The 20,665-nt window shown below is 70.6% G+C and carries 19 protein-coding genes; 13 read left to right on the top strand and 6 right to left on the bottom strand.

Going from position 1 to position 20,665, the window contains the following annotated elements:
* The first annotated feature begins 38 nt into the window (after positions 1-38).
* From K338_RS22960 to K338_RS0114595, 3 genes are all read left to right on the top strand, one after another.
* Positions 39-1,562, top strand: coding sequence for an ABC transporter substrate-binding protein (locus K338_RS22960; protein WP_157612492.1), 1,524 nt, complete (start codon positions 39-41; stop codon positions 1,560-1,562).
* A gap of 140 nt (positions 1,563-1,702) precedes the next feature.
* Positions 1,703-1,831, top strand: coding sequence for a hypothetical protein (locus K338_RS26455; protein WP_022918907.1), 129 nt, complete (start codon positions 1,703-1,705; stop codon positions 1,829-1,831).
* 105 nt (positions 1,832-1,936) lie between these two features.
* Entirely contained in the window at positions 1,937-2,338 is a 402-nt protein-coding gene (locus K338_RS0114595; protein WP_022918906.1) for a hypothetical protein, read from the top strand.
* Positions 2,339-2,431: 93 nt separating this feature from the next.
* On the opposite strand, the gene K338_RS0114590 is transcribed toward K338_RS0114595, so the two are convergent.
* The gene (locus K338_RS0114590; RefSeq protein WP_022918905.1) at positions 2,432-3,328 is read right to left on the bottom strand and encodes a class I SAM-dependent methyltransferase; all 897 of its coding nucleotides are present in this window, start codon (positions 3,326-3,328) and stop codon (positions 2,432-2,434) included.
* 141 nt (positions 3,329-3,469) lie between these two features.
* On the opposite strand from K338_RS0114590, the gene K338_RS0114585 reads away from it, so the two are divergent.
* On the top strand, positions 3,470-3,742 hold the full coding sequence (locus tag K338_RS0114585) for a DUF7218 family protein (protein ID WP_022918904.1): 273 nt from the start codon (positions 3,470-3,472) through the stop codon (positions 3,740-3,742).
* A gap of 4 nt (positions 3,743-3,746) precedes the next feature.
* On the opposite strand, the gene K338_RS0114580 is transcribed toward K338_RS0114585, so the two are convergent.
* Positions 3,747-4,664, bottom strand: a complete 918-nt coding sequence (locus tag K338_RS0114580) for a serine hydrolase domain-containing protein (protein WP_245542975.1) — start codon at positions 4,662-4,664, stop codon at positions 3,747-3,749.
* A gap of 41 nt (positions 4,665-4,705) precedes the next feature.
* On the opposite strand from K338_RS0114580, the gene K338_RS0114575 reads away from it, so the two are divergent.
* Positions 4,706-5,356, top strand: coding sequence for an MBL fold metallo-hydrolase (locus tag K338_RS0114575; RefSeq protein ID WP_022918902.1), 651 nt, complete (start codon positions 4,706-4,708; stop codon positions 5,354-5,356).
* An 11-nt stretch (positions 5,357-5,367) separates the two neighbouring features.
* On the opposite strand, the gene pgm is transcribed toward K338_RS0114575, so the two are convergent.
* A complete protein-coding gene (gene pgm, locus K338_RS0114570; RefSeq protein ID WP_022918901.1) occupies positions 5,368-7,044 on the bottom strand; it encodes a phosphoglucomutase (alpha-D-glucose-1,6-bisphosphate-dependent) in 1,677 nt (558 codons plus the stop codon).
* Between the two features lie 222 nt (positions 7,045-7,266).
* Between pgm and K338_RS0114565 the strand changes: the two genes are divergently transcribed.
* Together K338_RS0114565 and K338_RS22955 are read left to right on the top strand one after the other, a co-directional pair.
* Positions 7,267-8,166: a DUF5926 family protein gene (locus K338_RS0114565; protein WP_022918900.1), complete on the top strand. Its 900-nt coding sequence runs from the start codon at positions 7,267-7,269 to the stop codon at positions 8,164-8,166.
* Between the two features lie 17 nt (positions 8,167-8,183).
* Positions 8,184-9,212: a glycosyltransferase family 2 protein gene (locus K338_RS22955; RefSeq protein WP_022918899.1), complete on the top strand. Its 1,029-nt coding sequence runs from the start codon at positions 8,184-8,186 to the stop codon at positions 9,210-9,212.
* A gap of 24 nt (positions 9,213-9,236) precedes the next feature.
* On the opposite strand, the gene K338_RS0114555 is transcribed toward K338_RS22955, so the two are convergent.
* Complete coding sequence (locus K338_RS0114555) at positions 9,237-11,630, bottom strand: hypothetical protein (protein WP_022918898.1); 2,394 nt, start codon at positions 11,628-11,630, stop codon at positions 9,237-9,239.
* An 86-nt stretch (positions 11,631-11,716) separates the two neighbouring features.
* Entirely contained in the window at positions 11,717-12,850 is a 1,134-nt protein-coding gene (locus K338_RS0114550; RefSeq protein ID WP_022918897.1) for a diacylglycerol/lipid kinase family protein, read from the bottom strand.
* Positions 12,851-13,065: 215 nt separating this feature from the next.
* On the opposite strand from K338_RS0114550, the gene serS reads away from it, so the two are divergent.
* The 6 genes from serS to K338_RS0114520 all read left to right on the top strand — a co-directional run bounded on the left by serS (position 13,066) and on the right by K338_RS0114520 (position 19,872).
* A complete protein-coding gene (serS, locus tag K338_RS0114545) occupies positions 13,066-14,340 on the top strand; it encodes a serine--tRNA ligase (RefSeq protein ID WP_027286865.1) in 1,275 nt (424 codons plus the stop codon).
* Positions 14,337-15,188 (top strand): HAD family hydrolase, encoded by an 852-nt coding sequence (locus K338_RS22950; protein WP_022918895.1) that lies wholly within the window; start codon positions 14,337-14,339, stop codon positions 15,186-15,188. The genes serS and K338_RS22950 overlap by 4 nt, the downstream gene beginning before the upstream one ends.
* Before the next feature lie 15 nt (positions 15,189-15,203).
* Positions 15,204-16,214 carry a LacI family DNA-binding transcriptional regulator gene (locus K338_RS0114535; protein ID WP_022918894.1) on the top strand — a complete coding sequence of 337 codons (1,011 nt, stop codon included), beginning with the start codon at positions 15,204-15,206 and terminating at the stop codon, positions 16,212-16,214.
* Positions 16,215-16,506: 292 nt separating this feature from the next.
* On the top strand, positions 16,507-17,886 hold the full coding sequence (locus tag K338_RS0114530) for an ABC transporter substrate-binding protein (protein ID WP_245542974.1): 1,380 nt from the start codon (positions 16,507-16,509) through the stop codon (positions 17,884-17,886).
* Positions 17,887-17,968: 82 nt separating this feature from the next.
* Complete coding sequence (locus K338_RS0114525; RefSeq protein ID WP_022918892.1) at positions 17,969-18,949, top strand: carbohydrate ABC transporter permease; 981 nt, start codon at positions 17,969-17,971, stop codon at positions 18,947-18,949.
* Entirely contained in the window at positions 18,949-19,872 is a 924-nt protein-coding gene (locus tag K338_RS0114520; RefSeq protein WP_022918891.1) for a carbohydrate ABC transporter permease, read from the top strand. The genes K338_RS0114525 and K338_RS0114520 overlap by 1 nt, the downstream gene beginning before the upstream one ends.
* A 133-nt stretch (positions 19,873-20,005) precedes the next feature.
* On the opposite strand, the gene K338_RS0114515 is transcribed toward K338_RS0114520, so the two are convergent.
* The gene (locus K338_RS0114515; RefSeq protein WP_022918890.1) at positions 20,006-20,620 is read right to left on the bottom strand and encodes a bacterial proteasome activator family protein; all 615 of its coding nucleotides are present in this window, start codon (positions 20,618-20,620) and stop codon (positions 20,006-20,008) included.
* Positions 20,621-20,665: the final 45 nt, after the last annotated feature.

Below are 20,665 nucleotides of genomic sequence, written 5' to 3'. Positions count from 1 at the left end.
GCCTGCGCTCTGCGCCCCACGAATCAAAGGAGATGATCATGAGACTCACCAGAAGACACGGAGGAGTGGCTGCTGCGATGATGGCAGCCGCCCTTGCCGTGACCGGGTGCACCACCACCAGCCAGGGTGGCGGCGACGGCGAAGGCGTCCCACAGGAGCTCACCTACGTCCCGGCCTTCTTCCCGGTCTCCCTGGACCCGCACAGCTTCCCGGCCGAGGAAGGCACGCAGGTCGCTGCCCAGCAGACCCTGGAGACCCTGGTCACCTACAACGACGGGGAAGCAGCGCCGCTGCTGGCGGAGTCGTGGGAGTACTCCGACGACGAGCTGACGCTGACCTTCGACCTGCGCGAGGACGTCACGTTCAGCGACGGCTCCCCGTTCACCGCCGAGGACGTCAAGGCTTCGCTGGACCGGCTGATCGAGCTGGACAAGGCGCTCGCTCCGCTGTTCGACCAGGTCACCGAGACGCGTGCCGACGACGACCACACGTTCTCCATCGTCACCAGCGAACCGCTCGGCACCCTGCTGGCCTCGATGTCCCTGGTGTTCATCGGCCAGGCCGACGAGATGGACGACGACGCCTACTGGTCGGCACCCATCGGCACCGGCCCGTTCGTCGTCGAGGACTACGTCGCAGACGACCACGTGACCTATTCGAAGAACGAGGACTACTGGGGTGACCCGGCCACGCTGGACACCCTCGAGATGGTCAACATGCCGGAGGTCGCCGGGCGGATCACCGCACTGGAGACCGGTGAGGTGGACGTCGTCTCCTCCATCCCGCCGGACCAGGTGTCTGGCATCGAGGGGCAGGACGGTGTGGAGTTCATCCGGGACCCCGGCTACCTCTACTACTTCATCTGGTTCAACAACAACGAGGAGCCGTTCGACGACGTGCGGGTGCGTCAGGCGATGTGGCACGCCGTCGACATCGAGGGCATCGTCTCTGACCTCTACGGTGACGGCGCTGTTCCCGCGACCGCGCCCATCCCGCAGGCTGCGTTCGGCGCTACCGACAACGGCGCCTACGAGTACGACCCAGACCGGGCCCGCGAGCTGCTCGAAGAGGCGGGCTACGCCGACGGGTTCCAGACGTCGATGCAGTGGCCGCGCGAGGGTGGTCCGAACATCCGCTCGCTCGGTCAGGCGCTCATCTCGGCCTGGGCTGAGGTGGGCATCGAGGTCGAGCCGCTGGAGAAGGAGCGGGCCGCCTGGCTGGAGGACTTTGGGTCGATGAACTGGGACCTGAACCTGCAGACGAACGCGACCGCGACCGGCGATGCGGACTTCACGCTGAACCGTCTGTACACCTGCGAGGCGGACCGGCTCGGCTACTGCAACGAGGAGGTGGACGACCTGCTCGGTCAGGCACGGAACTCGCTCGACCCGGACGAACGGCTCGAGCTGTACGGGCAGGCGAACGAGATCCTCTGGGAGGAGGCACCTGGTATCTTCCCGGCCGACCTGATGAACAACGTGGCCTACGGCTCCCAGGTCCAGGGTCTCGAGCTGCCGCCCACCAACCGGCCGTACTTCTCCACGGTCTCGATCGGCGAGTGACCAGGCACCGAGCACTCCCGCAGCACCAGGAGGCCGGCCGGCCCGGGTGACCGTTCGCCCGGGCCGGCTCGGCCGTTGCGTTCGTGCGCAGCCTGGCGGCTGGCGCGCTAGGGTGCCAGCACCTGAGTGAGGAGGTCACGATGTCGTCACCAGCCGAGCCCGCAGCGCACCGGGACGAGGTGCCCATGCTCGAGGAGGACGAGACCGTCCCGCCCCGGCCGGAGGAAGAGGTCGCCGACCTGCTCCGCGCCAAGCCGGACGAGCACTGACCACCGGCCGAGATCTCGCGAACGCCCGGTTTCTCGGCCGAACGGCCAGGTTTCGCCGCGAAGGACAGCGTTCGCGATGGCGGGGCGCTCTGCGAGACTGAGCCCATGGCTGTTCCGCCGGGCAGCGAACCGGGGTCGGTGCGCCGGACCTACCCCGACCCCAGCCAGCCCATCCCGCCCCCGGCGCCCGGACCGAGCTCACCGCTGTCGGCGATCTTCGCCCGCTCGCTGCTGTTCCCGATGATGGGCGCCACCGTGGTCTGGGCGGTGCTGCTCGCGGCGGGCGAGGTGCTCGGCACGCAGGTGCTGCCGGCCACCGACCTCCCGTACAGCGCTGACTGGCAGCCGCCGGTGGTGGCGCTGGTCGGGTGCGGCCTCGGGCTGGCAGTCTGGGTGGTCGGTCTGGCGACCTGCTGGTGCCGCCCCGTGCTCTGGGCGTGGGTAGTGGCCGGTGCGGTGGTGGTGGCGACGGGCACTGTGGCCTACCTGGTGCTGCTGCTCGGCTGAGCAGCGAGCACCAGACCCCGCAAGGTCACGAGAACTCGGGCACCGGTGCCCGATCCCTCTTGACTTTGCGGGGCGGTGCGCCGGCGCTGGGACTCAGCGCTTGCGCGCCACCAGACTCAGCGCCAGGGGCACCCGCTCCCGCCAGGGCGCGGGCAGCACGTAACCGCCGTCCTCCTCGACCATCATCGGCAGCGCCTGCCACGGCAGCCGGTCGTGCTCGCCGAGGGCCACCAGCTCCAGCCCGGCGCCCAGCAGCGCCTGCAGGATCTCGGCCAGCGGGTGCGGCCACTCGTAGTTGCGCCGGGCGCGGATCTGCGCGGTGTCGCCGTCGGTGTAGGTGATCCCGTCCGCATACGTCCAGGCCTGGCCGGGCGGCATCGCGAAGTACCGGTACCCCGGCACGACGGCGTCGCTCACCGTGTCATCGAGGCTCGCCAGGATCGGGTGCTGGTCACGGAAGAAGAACGTCCCGCCCGGGCGTAGCAGGTCCGCCACCGTGCGCGCCCAGGCGGACAGGTCCTGGACCCAGCAGATCGTGCCGATCGAGGTGTGCACATGGTCGAACGTGGCACCCACCACCGGGGCAGCCGCGGTCACCTCCGCCTCCACGTACCGGATATCCACCCCCGCGCGGGCGGCCACGTCGCGGGCGATGGCCAGCGACTGCGGGGACAGGTCCACGCCGGTCAGGTGGCCGCCGAGCCGGGCCAGGGAGAGGGTGTCGGTACCGATGTGGCACTGCAGGTGGCACACGTCCAGACCGGCCAGCGGGAGGTCAGGGTCCGCGGCGGTCGGCCGGTGCGGGCGGAGCAGCTCGAGGTCCTCGGCGATCACCGGCGAGATGCGGCTCGGGTCGGACACCAGCCCGTCGAGGTCGTAGGCGCGGCTGGCGGCGTGCACCCGGGCACGGTCGTCCCAGTTCGCCCGGTTGGCGGCGTAGGCGTCCGCGGGGGAGATCGTCGCCTCGGTGAGCGGGTCGAGCTCGGTCATGGAGCGAACGTAGACCGCGGGTGGCGGTGGCGGCCAGCAGATTTGTGGCTGCGGGTGCGAGACCACGCAGGAGGTGTGAGGCTGGAGGCTCGCTGCCGCGCGAACCCTGCCCGGCGGCAGCACGCCAGGAAGGAGCACCCCATGCCCGGCAAGAAGTCACCTGGACCGAGCGTCAAGGACAAGAAGCTCTACGAAGACCTGCGCAAGGAGGGCAACTCCAAGGAGAAGTCCGCCCGGATCGCCAACCAGGCCGCCAAGTCGTCCCGCTCCAACGTCGGGAAGAAGGGCGGGAAGGCCGGCTCGTACGAGGACTGGACCGTGGACCAGCTGCGCAAGCGCGCCGCGGAGATCGGCGTCGAAGGCCGGTCGACGATGCGGAAGAACGAGCTGGTCTCCGCGCTGCGGAACTCCTGAACGGTCAGCCCGCCGCCGGCAGCAGCGGAAGGATCTCCGCCCAGACCGCGCGGAGCAGGTCGTTCGCCACGCCCTCGTTGTGCGCGGTGATGGTGACGACCGCCCGATGGGCGGGCAGCACCACGGAGAACTGCCCGTACTTGCCGTCGGCGCGCCAGGCACCCGCCTGCGTGCACCGCCACACCTGGTAGCCGTAACCGGCGGCCGACTCCGGGTCGGCCATGGTGTGCGCGGTGGGTACCACGTCGGTGTGCATCGCGTCCACGTACTCGGCGGGCACCAGCTGCGTGCCGCACCAGCGTCCGCGTTGCAGCAGCAGGCGGCCGAGGCGGGCGAACTCGCCGGTGGTCAGGTGCAGCCCCTTGGCGGCCTCGCTGAAGCCGAGCGGGCAGCGCAGCCACTGCGGGTTGACGATGCCCAGCGGGTCGAACAGCCGCGGCAGCAGGTAGTCGCGCACGTCGTTGCCAGAGACCGCGTGCACCACCCGGCCGAGCACATAGGTGGCGGCGTTCGAGTACTCGAAGGCCTCCCCGGGCGGGAGCACCGGCTCGGTCACCAGCCAGGTGGCCAGCACGTCCTGCGGTGCCTGGTCGGACGGTTCGAACCAGGTGACCGGGTTGCCTGAGGTCATCTGCAGCAGGTGCCGCACGTGCACGGACTCCAGCCCGTCGGCGTGCGGGAGGTCGGGGAAGAAACCCACCACCGGCTCGTCCACGTGCAGCAGCCCCTCGTCGGCTGCGATACCGATGGCCAGCGCGGTGAACGTCTTCGACCCGGAGTAGATGTTCACCCGGTCGTCGGACCGGAACCTGTGCTCCAGGTCCTCGTGGCCCTCGCGGTAGACGTGGATGCCATAGGCGCGCAGGTGCTGTTCGTGGTTGCGCAGCCGGAAACCGGTCAGGAGAGAAGCATCGTCGGTCACGGCACACCATCCTGGCACGGAGCGGATTAGGCTCAGCGGACATGAGGATCACCAAACGCGGGCACGCCTGCCTGGACCTGGACGTGCGCGGCACCCGGGTGGTGATCGACCCGGGTGCCTACTCTCGGGTCCCGGAGACCACCGGGGTGGATGCGCTGGTGCTCACCCATGCCCACGCCGACCATGCGGACCCCGTGCTGGTGCGCCAGATCCTCCTCGACAGTCCTGCCGCCGTGCTGTTCGCGCTGGACGGGACGGTGGCGGCGCTCTCGGAGGTGGTCTCCGCCACCGGAGCGGAGGTGGACACGGTCAAGCCCGGGGACGCCGCAGCCCTCGGCGCCACAGTGCTCGCGTTCACGGGTGGACGCCACGCTCCGGTGCACCGGGACATCGACTCCGGCAGCAACGTTGGTGTGCTCGTGGACGGCACGCTCTACCACCCCGGTGACTCCTTCACCCTGCCGGACCGCCGGGTGCCGGTGCTGGCGACGCCGGTCGGCGGACCCTGGCTGAAGCTCGGCGAGGTGCTCGACTTCGTCGCCGAGGTCCAGCCCGGCCGGGTGCTGCCGATCCACGACGCCTTCCTCAGCGATGTAGGCATGCGGTCCACCTCGGCGCGCCTGGAGCAGGTAGCCAGCGAGCACGGTGGGCGCCTGCTCGCGCTGGTGGACGGGGAGAGCGTGGAGGTCTGAGCCGCCTGGGTTCAGCCGCCGAGCGCCCCGGAGACCACCTCGCGTGCGGCCGCCTGCACGCGTGCCAGGTGGTCGGCGGAGACGAACGACTCGGCGTAGATCTTGTACACGTCCTCGGTGCCCGAGGGTCGTGCGGCGAACCACGCATCAGCAGTGGTGACCTTCAGCCCGCCGATCGGCTCCCCGTTGCCGGGGGCGTCGACCAGCGCCGCGGTGATCGGCTGCCCGGCCAGCTCGGTGGCGGTCACGTCTGAGGGTGCGAGCTTGGCGAGCGCGGCCTTCTGCTCCCGGGTGGCCGGGGCGTCCACCCGGGCGTACCAGCTCTGGCCGTGCTCGGCCACCTGCTCCTCGTGCAGCTGGCTGGGGGAGCGGCCGGTGACCGCGATGATCTCTGCCCCGAGCAGGGCGAGCAGGATGCCGTCCTTGTCCGTGGTCCACACCGTGCCGTCGGTGCGCAGGAAAGAAGCCCCGGCCGACTCCTCCCCACCGAAGGCCACCGAGGAGTCCAGCAGGCCGGGCACGAAGTACTTGAACCCCACCGGCACCTCCACCAGGCGCCGGCCCATCGCCGCCACGACCCGGTCGATCAGCGCCGAGGAGACCAGCGTCTTGCCGACCGCGGCCTCGGTGGCCCAGCGCGGCCGGTGGGTGAACAGGTAACCGATCGCCACGGCGAGGTAGTGGTTCGGGTTCATCAGCCCACCGTCCGGGGTGACGATGCCGTGCCGGTCGGAGTCGGCGTCGTTCCCGGTGGCGATGTCGAACGGTGCGGGACCCTCGCCACGCATCCGGTCCACCAGCGAGGCCATCGCCGACGGGGAGGAGCAGTCCATCCGGATCTTGCCGTCCCAGTCCAGCGTCATGAACGACCAGCGCGGGTCCACCTGCGGGTTCACCACGGTCAGGTCCAGGTTGTGCCGCTCGGCGATCTCCGCCCAGTACTCCACGGACGCCCCGCCCAGCGGGTCAGCGCCGATGCGTACCCCGGAGGAGCGGATCGCGTCCAGGTCCAGCACGTTGTCCAGGTCGTCGACATAGGTGAGCAGGTAGTCGTGCTTGTGCACGGTCTCCGCCGCGGCGGCACGTTCGTAGGGGATCCGGGCGACCTTGTCCACCCCGGAGCGGAGCAGCTCGTTCGCCCGGGCAGCGATCGCCGCAGTGGCCCGGGACCCGGCGGGCCCACCGTGCGGCGGGTTGTACTTGAAGCCGCCGTCCCGGGGCGGGTTGTGCGAGGGGGTCACCACGATCCCGTCGGCCACCCCCGGCCCTTCGGTGCGCACCCCTTCGTGGGAGCCCGCCCCGTTGTGCCGCAGGATCGAGTGGGACAGCGCCGGTGTGGGCGTCCAGGAGTTGCGAGCGTCCACCCGCACCTCCACCCCGGCGGCGGCGAGCACCTCCAGGGCAGTGCGCTGCGCTGGCTCGGACAGGGCGTGGGTGTCCCGGCCGATGTACAGCGGGCCGTCGACCCCGGCTGCGGCGCGGTACTCCACGATCGCCTGGGTGATCGCCACGATGTGGTCCTCGTTGAAGCCGCCGTCCAGGCTGGACCCGCGGTGGCCGGAGGTGCCGAAGGCTACCTGCTGGGCCGGGTCGTCCAGCTCCGGGGAACGGTCGTAGTAAGCACCGACCACGGCGTCTGGGTCGATGAGGTCCTCGGGGCGGGCCACCTGCCCTGCGCGCTCGTGCATAAGCGCCATCGTGCCACCCCGCGCCGGTCCGGTCGATCGGAACGCTGCCACCAGTCGACCGGAGCACCGGCCCGACGACCGCCCGCGGCTGCCGAGATGCCCTCCACCGGTCGTCACCGCCGCCCCGACCAGTCCCGTCCCGTCGCCTCGGCGAGCGCCCCACCCGCGCCGACGCGGCCAGGTGCACAGGCGAACTGCTCAGCGGTCGATAGGCTGGTTGACATGGCGAGACGGAAGAAGAAGGGCCCGGTCAACGAGAAGGTGGCGGCCCGCCGGGCGGCACGCAAGGCGGCTGCCGCGCGGGCAGCCAACCCCGCCCCGCGGCGCTCCTTCGAGGGCCTGCCCGGGGAGGCGGACTGGGTGGCGATGCGCGAGGTCGTGCCCGCGGCCACCGCCCAGGTGCACACCACCGCCGAGCACGGCGACCGGGACGTGGTGATCGCCACAGTGCTGCCGGGGATGATCCCGGCGATGCACCGCGACGACGGCGTGATCCTCCTTGCCCTGCAGACCATGACCAGCAGCGGCGACCCGAGCCGCGACCTGGCCTTCGCCCTGGAGCAGATGCTCGAATCCGAGCCCGGCACCAGCCTCACCCACCTGGACCTGCCCGGCGAGGGACCACGGCTGCAGGACATGCTGAACACGGACCGGGCGTTCGAGGTCACCGTGCACGACTCCTTCGACTTCGTCATCCCGGAGGGAACCGAGGCCACCCCGGAGCTGACCGCGGCGCTGGAGGAGTTCTCCGGGGCGATCGTGCCCACGGTCAAGCTGGAGTCGGTGCCCAGCGCGTACTGGTGCCGGATGGGCGCCCGGGAGTTCCTGCGCTGGGCCCGCACCGAGGAGGAGGAGAACCTGCTCGACGCGCTCGCCCGCCTGCGCGCGGCCGGCACCTCCGCTCTGGGCGACGGCTCGAAGTTCATCGGCGCCTTCCGCTCCTGCGGGCTGGTGATCCCGGTCTGGGAGCTCGCACCGGGCACGGAGGCCGAAGAGCTGGAGGCACCTGCCCCGGACTTCGAGGAACGTCTCGCCGAGGCGCTCGCGGTCACCGAGGCGTTGACCGCCGACGAACGACGCGCCCGCGCCGGCATCGTGTCCCGGCAGGTCACGCTGCGTTGAGACGATAGGCTGCAGTCGTGAGCCGGGAGCAGGGCGACGGAGGGCGGAACCCGCTGCGCGTGATCCGGCGTCGCACGCCCGACACCGGGCCGATGCCGGTGCCGCGACATGACCCGGCCATGATGCGGGTCGCCGCGGTGATCCCGGCCAAGGACGAGGAAGAGCGGATCGCCGCGACCGTGCGCGCAGTGCGCGCCATCCCGCACGTGGACCTGGTGCTCGTGGTCGATGACGGCAGCGAGGACGACACCCAACACCTGGCCCGCCGCGCCGGGGCGGTGGTGGTGCGCCACTCGGTGAACCGGGGCAAGGCCTCTGCGATGGAGACCGGTGCCTCGGTGGTGGCGATGCGGGACGCCGAGGACTTGCCCGACCGGCTGCTGCTGTTCATCGACGCCGACCTGGGCGCCACTGCCGTGAACGCCGCCCCGCTGGTGCCGCCGGTGCTCTACGGCAAGGCGGACCTGTCCATCGCGGTGCTGCCCAAGCAGTCCGGTGCCGGCGGCCGCGGCCTGGTCACCGGCCTGGCCCGCCGGTCGATCCACCGCGCCACCGGGTGGGCGCCGACCCAGCCGTTGTCCGGGCAACGGTGCATGACCCGTGCCGCCTTCGACGCCGCCACCCCGCTCGCGCACGGCTGGGGCGTGGAGACCGGGATGACCATGGACGTGCTGCAGCAGGGGTTCGCCGTGGTGGAGGTCCCGTGCGACCTGAGCCACCGGGCCAGCGGCAGCGACATCGCCGGTCAGCTGCACCGCGCCGCCCAGTACCGGGACGTGATGATGGCTGTGGCCGCCCGCCGGTTCCGCCACTACAAGCACAAGATCGCTCGGGACGTGGAGGTCGCTGACGACGGCGCCGCCCCGCCGGGGTCGTCCCCGCACCCAGGAGGGGGCTCACCCGGGTCGCCGGACGGCGTCGCTCGCCCGGAACAGGCCCGTCCCGGTGGCCAGCAGGCCGCCCCGGGTGGTGAGCAGGCCCCGCCCGGGGACTCGCAGGCCCCACCCCGGTCCGACCGGGACTCGGCTGGCTCCGGGTCGGACTGATCGCGCCCGACCGGCGCCAGGTGCTCAGTCCCGTGCTGGGTGGCCGGCGTCTCGTGCTGGGTGGTGAACCGCTTCCGCCGGCAGCTCGCGCAGGTGGAGCATCCAGGTGGTGGTGGCTGCGATCAGCAACGGCACCCCGAGGGAGACACCGATCGCGGCGATCGCGATACCGGAGTCGTTGATCGCCATGCCCACGCCGAGCGCCACCGCGATCGCCACCAGACCAGGTTTGAGCATCGGGGCGTCCCGGCCCATCAGCGAGATCGGGTTGCCTGCCGACAACCAGGCGAACTCCCCGCCGCCCGGTGAGGTCAGAGCAGCACGGATCGGGCGGGCGAGGACGTACACCACGGTGAGCACCCCGCAGATCGCCAGGATGGTCAGCGGCCGGTTGCCGAACACGATGGAGATGTTCTGGTCCAGCTTGCGCCAGATCACCTCCCACAGCCCGCCGTCCAGGACGGTCTGGAAGAACCGGCCCAGGTGGGTGCGGTCGTCCGGGGGACGCAACCAGTCTACGAAGGCAAGCGCCACCGATGCGAGACCGGCTGCCACCACCACTGCCAGCACCCGCAGCCAGGTCAGCCGCACACCGAGCGCGAGCAAGGCCATCACACCGAAAGCGGCCAACAGCGCCGGTGGTCCGCCGAAGTCCGCGCCGAGTCCTGGGGCGCCGTCGATCGCGGAGACCACCACACCGGTCCCGAGCACCACAGCAGCGGCGAGCCTGCGGCGACCGGCCAGGACCAGCGGGTTCGTGGCGACGATGGTGACCATCAGCGTGGCGACCGTGAACAGTGCGAACGAGGTGTTGTTCATCCCGTAGAACCGGGCACCGACGAGCGCCGAGATGCCCATCACCGCGGAGACCTGCATCGTCGCACCGGTGACCACGTCCACCGCCAGCACCACGGCGGTCACACCAGCGACGAATGCCGCCGGCCCGAACGTGTGCCGGCGCCACGGGCCGAGCAGCGCGATCGCCACGATCAGCGCATCTACCGCCAGGATCAGCACCGCCAGGGAGAGCACCGGTGGATGTACCCGCCACCACGGCAGCAGGTTCGCCAGGAACGAGGAGATCGGCAACGCACCGATGCCCAGTGCCACCGTGCGCAGCGTGCGCAACGCCGGCACCGCCCGGTTCAACCGCTGCCGCAGCCACTCCACACCGCGCCGCTTGCCGAAGCGGCGGGAGAGCGCCGCGCCGATCCGGTTGGCGGTAGAACGCTTCAGCACCAGGGTGACCGTCGCGAACAGCGCCAGGTTCACCAGCACCAGCAACAAGAAGTAGACCGGCACGATGGGGCTGACTGCTTGAGCGTGCAGGTCGGCGTCGACGACCTGCTCCAGGCGAGCTGCGCCGTCATCGGCAGGACCGGGCTGGACCCGGACGGGTGCGCCCATCGTCGCCCCGGGGGGAACACCGTCGGAGAGGTCGAAGTGCTCCACCACCGTGGTGAACAGGTCGGTGGCCATCACATAGCCCGGTTGCCGGGTGGAGCTGGAGCTGAGCAGCCCGGCCGGGGTGTTCGGGCCGGTGATCGCCAGCACGCGCAGCCCAGACTCACCGGAGTCGGCCAGCCCGGCCAGGATCACCGTGGGCAGGTCCCCCTCGGGACCTGCCGCCTGCAGCCCGTCGAGGATCGCGGCGAGCCGGTCGTCCACCAGACGCACCTGGTCGGCCCTCGGCAGCGCCTCGGGGAGGGTCACGTCATCGGCGTCCTCGGCCTCCGGCACCGTCTCCGGATCCACGATCCGACCGGCATCGACCACCAGCAGGTCGTTCTCGCCCGCGGCCTGCCCGATCTGCTCGGCTAGCTGCCGCTGGGCCAGCGGGTGGTAGTCGGAGACGTTGCCCTGGGAGTCGGCCAGGGCAACAGCAGCGCCCGGACCGATCGCGGTCGCGGACACCTGCCCCGTGTCCAGCACGGAGCTGAGCAGGCCCAGACGGGCGTCATAGCTCTGGTCGGACACCTCGCTGCTGAGGTCGTCCCAGTCCGGGAGTGCTCCGGAGACCGGTTCGGCCACGTCCCGGCAGTCCCCCCGCTCGCCGGCTGCGCGGCTGCCGCTGGACAGTGCCAGCCAGCCGTCGACCGGGCAGGTGACCGGGTGCGCGCTGCGCACCACCAGAGAACCGATCGCGTCGTCGGCCAGGGACGCCAACGCCGGGGTGTCCTCGCCCAGGTCGGACCAGGACAGCCCGGACACACCGATGACCACCAGCGGGGCACCGGGGTCGGTGCCGACCGCACGTTCGGCCGGTGCTGGCCCACCGGTGGTGGCGGATCGGCCGGTGGCTGGTGCAGCCTCCCCGGCGGTCGTGCTCAGCAGCACGAGCAGCAGGGTGAGCACAGCCACGGTCGCGGCCGGGAGCACGAAGGGCGCGCGGGGGCGGGAGATCGGGGACGCTGGCATCTGCACCAGCGTATGGGGCCGGTCGTGGAGAAGCAGTGTGCTACCCGGTGGTGTTCGGTGACAGGACGACCGAGGACCGCGTCACGCTACCGGGTACGTACCCGCAGCCCGCTGTGCTGGACCCGTGCGGTGAGCTGGGTCGCCTGGCCGATCAGGTCACCGTCCACCTGCACCTGCTCCGGCTGGGAGCAGCTCACGTGCACCTCCCGGCCGCGCCAGAACTCGATCGAGCTCGGGGCGGGCAGCTGGCGGCGGAAACCCAGACCTTGCAGCACCACCTTGCCGAACAACGACGCCCATCCCACCAGCCCACCGCGGGTGTCCAGCGCTGCCACGTCCAGCCAGCCGTCGTCCAGCTCGGCATCCGGCAGCAGCACGATCCCACCGGGTAGCCGCCCGCAGTTGGCGAACAGCAGGCTGCGCACCTTCAGCGGCCGCACCTCCCCTTCGCCGACCCGCATCTTCAGCCGGGTCTTGCGGCCGTGCAGGTGCCGGGCGCCGGCGAGGAAGTAGGCGAACCAGCCCATCCGTGCCTTCAGCTCGTCGTCGGCGCCGGCCACCATCTGCGCATCGAACCCGATGCCGGCCATCACCAGGAACAGGTGCTCCGCAGGTGCGGGTGCAGGGTCGGCGGCCTCAGCAGGACCAGCGGCCCCGCCGTCGTCGACCGGGGTCGTGGCGACCTGCAACCAGCCGAGGTCGATCGGGTGGTCGGTGCCGCCGAGGGCGGTGTGGATGAGCAGCTCGGTGCTCTCCAGCGGTAGGTCCAGGTTCCGGGCGAGCAGGTTCCCGGTGCCCAGCGGCAGCAGCGCCATCGGCACCCGGGTGCCGGCGAGCACCTCGGCCACAGTGCGCACGGTGCCGTCGCCGCCGGCGGCCACGACCACCGACGCCCCGGCCTCGAGGGCTGCCTGCGTCTGCCCGGCCCCTGGGTCCTCCGCGGTGGTCTCGAACCACAGCGGCGCGGGCAGGCCGAGGTCGGCGGCGATCTCCGCAGCCCGGCGGCGCAGCGCCGCACCGTCGGCGACCTTGACCGGGTTCACCACGAACGCTGCCGGGCCGGCCGGGTCGGGCAGCTCGCCCGCATCCTCCTCCCGGGCGGTCAGCGGCGACACCCGCGCCCCGCGTGCGCGAATCTTGCCCAGGATCACGATCCCCACCACCAGCGCTGCCAGTGCGACCACCAGCGCCAGCACGCTCACCGCCTGCTCCCACGTCATGGCGCAAAGGTAGCGGCCGGCCACCTCTCCCGCACCACCCACCAGCCCCGCCCCGCCGCCACCCCAGCCCCGCCGCCTGTGCCGCTGCCCGGTCGTCTGAGGCATCGATGGGACACCGAGGTGCTCTTTTTCTGCCTCCGTGCCCCAAGAGGACCTCAGTGCAGCGGACAAGGGCGGTGACCCGGTGGGGCGAGCACCCAGATACCCTCGGAGGTGTGATTGATCTGAAGAGCCTGCGTGAGGACCCCGACGTCGCCCGCGCGAGCCAGCGTGCCCGCGGCGCCGACCCCGAGCTGGTGGACCAGGTGCTGGCCGCCGACGAGCAGCGCCGCGCCCTGCTCAGCGCGTTCGAGAACCAGCGCGCCGAGCAGAAGCAGGTCTCCAAGTCGGTGGGCAAGGCCTCCCCGGAAGAGCGCCCGGCGGTGCTCGCCCACGCCAAGGCCCTGGCCGAGCAGGTGAAGGCCGCTGAGGCGGACGCGAACGAGGCGCAGGCCGAGCTGGACCGACTGCTGACCCAGCTGCCCAACCTCGTGCTCGACGGTGTACCCGCCGGCGGGGAGGACGACTACGTGGTGCTGCGCACGGTGGGCACCCCCCGGGACTTCACCGCTGAGGGGTTCACCCCGGCCGACCACCTGGACCTGGGCCAGCGGCTGGGCGCCATCGACACCGACCGCGGTGCCAAGGTCTCCGGTGCCCGGTTCTACTACCTCACCGGCATCGGCGCACGCCTCGAGCTCGCCCTGCTGAACGCGGCGATGGACAAGGCGCTCGCCGCCGGCTTCACCCCGGTGATCACCCCCACCCTGGTGAAGCCGGAGATCATGGCCGGCACCGGCTTCCTCGGCGAGCACGCCGAAGAGGTCTACCACCTGCCCACTGACGACCTGTACCTGGTGGGCACCAGCGAGGTGGCCCTGGCCGGCTACCACGCCAAGGAGATCCTCGACCTGTCCGACGGCCCGAAGCGGTACGCCGGCTGGTCCGCCTGCTACCGGCGCGAGGCCGGCTCCTACGGCAAGGACACCCGCGGCATCATCCGGGTGCACCAGTTCCACAAGGTGGAGATGTTCTCCTACGTGCGCCCCGAGGACGCCACCGCCGAGCACGAGCGGCTGCTGGGCTGGGAGGAGGCGATGCTCGCCCTGGTCGACCTGCCCTACCGGGTGATCGACACCGCTGCCGGTGACCTCGGCACCAGCGCCGCCCGCAAGTTCGACTGCGAGGCCTGGCTCCCCACCCAGGAGCGCTACCTGGAGCTCACCTCCACCTCCAACTGCACCACCTTCCAGGCACGCCGGCTGGGCATCCGGGAGCGCACCGAGGCCGGGAACCGGCCCGTCGCCACGCTGAACGGCACCCTGGCCACCACCCGGTGGATCGTCGCGATCCTGGAGAACCACCAGCTCGCCGACGGGTCGGTGCACGTACCCGAAGGGCTGCGCGGCTATCTCGGCGGGCTGGAGACCCTGGAACCGGTGCGCCCATGAGCATCAGCTTCGAGCCGGTCGCGCTCACAGACATCACCGCGGGTCCCACTTCCCTGGTGGCCCTGGACATCGACGGCACGATCCTGCACCACGACGGCACCATGTCCGAGGCGGTGCGCACGGCGGTGCAGGAGGTGGCCGCCACCGGCACGCACGTGGTGCTCTCCACCGGGCGGTCCACGCACGCCTGCCTCCCGGTGCTCGCCGAGCTCGGCCTGGACAGCGGCTGGGCGGTCTGCTCCAACGGGGCTGTGGTCGCCCGGCTGGACCCGACCATCGAGGGCGGGTACGAGTTCACCGACATCGTCACCTTCGACCCCGGACCCACGTTGCGGCTGCTGCGGGAGCACCTGCCGGAGGGCATCTTCGCCGTGGAGGACCTGGGCCGCGGCTACGCGGTCACCAGCGAGTTCCCGGCTGGCGAGCTCAGCGGTGCGGTGCGGGTGATCGACTTCGAGCAGATGTGCGCCGAACCGGCGGTCCGGGTGACCGTCCGGGCACCCGGGCTGGGCTCGGCGGACTTCCACGACCTCGTCAACCGATCTGGTCTGCACGGGGTGAGCTACGCCGTCGGCTGGACCGCCTGGCTGGACATCGCCCCGGACGGGGTGTCCAAGGCCAGTGCGCTGGAGCTGGTGCGCCAGCGTCTGGACGTGCCACCGGAGGCGACCCTGGCCGCCGGTGACGGGCAGAACGACATCGAGATGCTCGGCTGGGCCGGGGTGAGCGTGGCGATGGGCGGTGCGGACGAGGTCACCCGTGCCGCCGCCCGGTGGCACACCGGCCCGGTGGAGGCCGAGGGCCTCGTCCCAGTCCTCGACGCGGTCCTGCGCTCCCGCCGCGAGTAGGGCACACTGCCTGCCGTGAACGCTGCCATCGACGACGTGGCACGGGCCGCCGGGGTATCCACGGCGACCGTCTCCCGTGCGCTGCGCCACCTACCCGGGGTGAGCGAGGCGACCCGTGCCCGAGTGCTGGAGGCTGCTCGCGGGCTCGGCTACGCCCCGAGCGCATCGGCATCCTCGCTGGCCAGCGGCCGCACGCACACCATCGGCGTGCTCACTCCCTGGATCCGGCGCTGGTTCCACGGCAGCGTGACCGAAGGGATCGAGCGCGCGTTGCGGGCCGAGGGGTTCGATGCGCTGCTGTACTCCTTCGAACGTGCCGACGGTGCCGGGCGCAACCGGCTCGACCCGTTCGTGCTGCGCCGCCGCGTGGACGGTGTGCTCGTGGTTGGTATGCCCCTGGACACCGACGAGCAGGAGGTGCTGGACGGGCTCGGGGTGCCGGTGGTGTTCATCGGTACCGGTCCGCCGGGGCGGGTCACCGTGACCATCGATGACGACGGCGCAGCCCGCCTGGCCATGGCGCACCTCCTTGGTCTGGGGCACCGCAGGATCGCCCTGGTCACCGCGACCGGTGAGGACCAGCCGGACTGGGCCCCGCCGGCGCTGCGCCAGCGCGGGTACGAGGCGGCGCTCGCCGAGGCCGGGGTGGCGTTCGACCCCACGCTGGTCATCCCTGGGGACTACGCCCGTGCCGGCGCCCGGGAGCGGATGGCCGAGCTGCTCCGCACCCGCCCGGAGGTCACCGCGGTGTTCGCGATCTCCGACGACATGGCCTTCGGGGTGCTGCAGGCCGCAAGGGACGCCGGCCGTCGGGTGCCGGAGGACCTGAGCGTGATCGGCATCGACGGGCACGACATGTCCGACCTGGTGAACCTGACCACTGTGGGCCAGGATGCGGCTGAGCAGGGCGCTGCGGCAGCCGCACTGATGCTGGAGATGCTGACCGGTGGGCCGGTGGCCGAGGAGGCGGTGTACCCGGTCGAGCTGCTCGTCCGCGGCACCACCGGACCACCACCCCGTTCCTGACCGCCCCCTCTGCTCGCGAACGCCCGGTTTCGCGGCGCGAGCACGCTCGCGCGCCGCGAAACCGGGCGTTCGGCACTCGGTCTTTTGACGACAACGGCGCAAAAGTAGGATCGGCGTCGTCGTAAGTGTGACCAGATTGTTATCTCGAAGCGCATCGATGCTCTTGCCAAGAGCGAACGTAAGCGCTTGCATAGAGGTCTGGCGTCAGTGGCGACCCATCTGACGCTCGCCCGGCGGAGAGTGAGCGAACGCGAACCGCCTGGACCCACCGACAGCTCAGGAGGACGTCCCAGTGATCTCAACAACTATGCGACGCAGCGGCGTCGCGGCAGCGGGCGGGGTGGCCATCGCTCTCGCGCTGACCGCGTGCGCCGGCGACGATCTCGGCGGTGGTGGCAGCGGAGGCGGCGGCGGAGGCGACACCGACGCCGCGTGCGCCGACTACGAGCAGTACGGCACCTTCGACGGCGAGACCGTGACGATGTCCTCCACCATCTCCGACCAGGAAGCCGACCAGCTCGAGGAGTCGTGGGCGGACTTCGAGGACTGCACCGGCATCACCATCGAGCACAACGGCACCAACGAGTTCGAGTCCCAGATCTTCGTGCAGGTGGAGGGCGGCAACGCCCCCGACCTGGCCGACTTCCCCCAGCCAGGTCTGCTGGAGCGGATGCACGAGGGTGGCTATCTGGTGCCTGCCAGCGATGCGGTGATGGGGGAGGCCAGCGCCAACTACACCGAGGACTGGCTCTCCTACGGCAACATCGACGGTGAGCAGTACGGCATCCCGATCATGGGCTCGGTGAAGTCGTTCGTCTGGTACTCCCCGAGCACGTTCGAGGAGAACGGTTACGAGATCCCGGAGACCTGGGACGACATGATGACCCTCACCGACCAGATCGTCACCGACCACGGCAGCGACGCCGTCAAGCCGTGGTGCTTCGGCATCGAGTCCGGTGGTGCCACGGGCTGGCCAGCAACCGACTTCCTGGAAGACATGGTGCTGCGCGAGGCGGGACCGGACGTCTACGACCAGTGGGTGGACCACGAGATCCCGTTCGACGACCCGCAGATCGTCTCCGCGCTGGAGCGGGCCGGCAGCATCTTGCAGAACCCGGACTACGTCAACGGCGGCATCGGTGACCCCCGCTCGATCGCGACCACCGCATGGTCGGACGCCGGTCTGCAGATCCTCGAGGACAACTGCTTCATGTTCCGGGCGGCCTCGTTCTTCGAGGCGCAGCTGCCCGAGGGCACCGACGTGGGCCCGGACGGCGATATCTACGCCTTCTACCTGCCGGCGGACAGTGCCGACGAGCAGCCGCTGCTGGTCGCCGGTGACTACCTGGCTGCGTTCAACGACAACGACGCGACCATGGCCGTGATGCAGTACATGTCCTCCCCGCAGTGGGCGAACTCCCGGGTGTCCATCGGTGGTGTGGTCAGCCCGAACCAGGGGGTGGACCCGGCGAACGCCTCCTCGGACGTGCTGCGACTCACCCTCGAGCTGATGCAGGACGACTCGGCCGTCGCCCGGTTCGACGCCTCGGACATGATGCCTTCGTCTGTGGGTGCCGGCAGCTTCTGGACCGAGATGACCAAGTGGACCGACGGTCAGGTGGACAGCGAGCAGGCGCTCACCAACGTGGAGAACAGCTGGCCGGACAGCTGAGCCGGAGCCAGGTCGGGACGCTGAGACGGCGTCCCGACCTTGGCCGCTGCCGTCCACGATCCTGACCACTCCGGAGGCGCTGATGGGGTTCTTCCTCTATTCCAAGAACGGCCAGCTGGTCCTCGCCGTCCTGGCGTTCGTCGCCCTGATGGCCGTGCTGCTGCTGGTCGCCCGGCTGGTTGACCGGGCCAAGGGCCGGGGCAACACCCCGGTGATGGTCGCCGTCTTCGGCGGACCGGCGTTGTTGCTGCTCGCCGTGGGCCTCATCTACCCGGCGCTGCGCACCTTCTGGATGTCGGTGATGGACAAGCGCAGCGAGAACTTCGTCGGCATCCAGAACTACGCCTACCTGTGGGAGAACCCGGCCGGGCTGGTGGCGCTGCGCAACACGCTGCTGTGGGTGCTGCTGGTGCCGCTGCTGTCCACCGGGATCGGGCTGGTCTACGCGGTGCTGATCGACAAGTCCCGCCTCGAGAAGGTCGCCAAGTCGCTGCTCTTCCTGCCGATGGCGATCTCCTTCGTGGGCGCCGGCATCATCTGGAAGTTCGTCTACGAGTACCGCGGAGCGGCCCAGGACCAGATCGGGCTGCTGAACGCGATCATCACCGGGCTCGGCTTCGAACCGGTGCGGTTCCTGCAGGACGCGCCGATGAACACGATCTTCCTCATCCTGGTGCTGGTCTGGATCCAGGCCGGATTCTCCATGGTGGTGCTCTCTGCAGCGATCAAGGCGGTGCCGGAGGACATCATCGAAGCGGCCCGGCTGGATGGGGTGAACGGCTGGCAGATGTTCTGGCGGATCACCGTGCCGAGCATCCGCCCCTCGTTGGTGGTGGTGCTGACCACGATCTCGATCGCGACGCTGAAGATCTTCGACATCACCAGGACGATGACCGGCGCAGAGTTCAACACCCAGGTGCTGGCGAACGAGATGTACGACTGGTCCTTCACCTTCGGCGACAACGGGGTCGGTTCGGCGATGGCCGTGGTCATCTTCCTGCTGGTGATCCCGCTGGTGGCCTACAACGTGCGACAGATGGCGAAGAACAGGGCGGTGCGCTGATGGCTGCAGAGACGATCGCTGCGACCGAGAAGGCGGTAGCCAGTGCGCCGCCGCGCACCAGCGCCGGCTCGTTCAAGCGCCTGGTATCGAACCGCATCGGCAGCGCGGCGGCGCTGGTGATCGCGGTGCTGTGGACGGTTCCGACGTTCGGGCTGTTCATCTCCTCGTTGCGCCCGGAGTCGGCGATCAAGTCCTCCGGCTGGTGGACGATCCTGTCCGACCCGCAGTTCACCCTGGACAACTACGAGCGCATCCTGGCCGGGGCCACCTCCACGAACCTGGCGGTCTACTTCCAGAACTCTGTGGTGATCGCGATCCCGGCCACCGTGGCGCCGCTGGTGCTGGCGATCATGGCCTCCTACGCGTTCTCCGTGCTGGAGTGGCGCGGCCGGGACTGGGTGTTCGTGGGCGTGTTCACGTTGCAGATCGTGCCGCTGCAGATGGCGCTGATCCCGCTCCTGCGGATCTTCTCCGGCACCGAGATCTCCAACGTCTTCCCGTTCCTGTCGCTGTGGGTGGCGCACACGATCTTCGGTCTGCCGCTGGCGATCTTCCTGTTGCACAACTTCATGTCCGAGGTGCCTCGCGACCTGATCGAGGCGGCCCGCATCGACGGCGCCGGGCACGTGACCGTGTTCGGGAGGGTGATGCTGCCGCTGATGCTGCCGGCGATCGCCAGCTACGCGATCTTCCAGTTCCTCTGGGTCTGGAACGACCTGCTCGTCGGGCTGACCTTCTCCGGCGGGTCGCGCACGGTGCAGCCGCTGACTGCGGCACTGGCGGCGATGACCGGGGACCGCGGACAGGACTGGCACCTGCTCACCGCGGGCGCGTTCATCTCCATCCTGCTGCCGCTGGTGGTGTTCTTCGCGCTGCAGCGCTACTTCGTGCGCGGGCTGCTCGCCGGGTCGGTGAAGGGCTGACCCGACCTCCCGCCCAGCCCCCACCCACACCGCACCCCCTGCCGCTGAAACGATTCAGGTGATACTTGCTGCGCGGGGTCGTGCTCTGCGGTATCGCCCTGGTGCAGGAGGTATCGCCGGGGTCGCTGGCCGGTTACAGGTACTGGCCCGTGCCGTGGTCCCCGCGCTCGCCCTGCTGGCCCGGCATCCCCATCGGTGGCATGGCCTGCTGCGGGGCGGCCCCCGGCGGCAGTGCCCGGCGCATCTGCACCAGCTGGTTCTGGGCAGCCATCTGCTGGGCCACCAGTGCCGTCTGGATGCCGTGGAACAGGCCCTCGAGCCAGCCGACCAGCTGTGCCTGGGCGATCCGCAGCTCCGCGTCGGAGGGGGAGCGGTCGTCGGTGAACGGCAGCGTGATCCGGTGCAGCTCGTCGATGAGGTCCTCGTTCAGCCCGTCCTCGAGCTCGTGCAGCGACCGCTCGTGGATCTCGGCCAGTCGCTCCCGGGCGGCGTCGTCCAGCGGCGCTGAGCGCACCTCGTCGAGCAGCTGCTTGATCATCGTGCCGATCCGCATCACCTTCGCCGGCTCCTCGACCATGGCCGACGGGTCGGAACCCTCGTCGTCGGCGGCGATGCCGAGCCCGGCGGCCGAGGAGACCACGACCTTGGGCCGCGGGGTGTCCGCGCCCTGCTTCTGCTCGCCGTGCTTCGCGTCGGTCTCCGGTTCCTCGCCGCTGCGCTGGCTCTCGTTCTCGCTCGGAGTGCTCATAGTTCCATCATGCCAAGGTGAGGCCAGATGTGCGGCTGGGCTCCG

Source organism: Ruania albidiflava DSM 18029, from assembly GCF_000421225.1.
GTDB lineage: Bacteria > Actinomycetota > Actinomycetes > Actinomycetales > Beutenbergiaceae > Ruania > Ruania albidiflava.
This window is presented reverse-complemented; position numbering and strand designations above follow the sequence as displayed.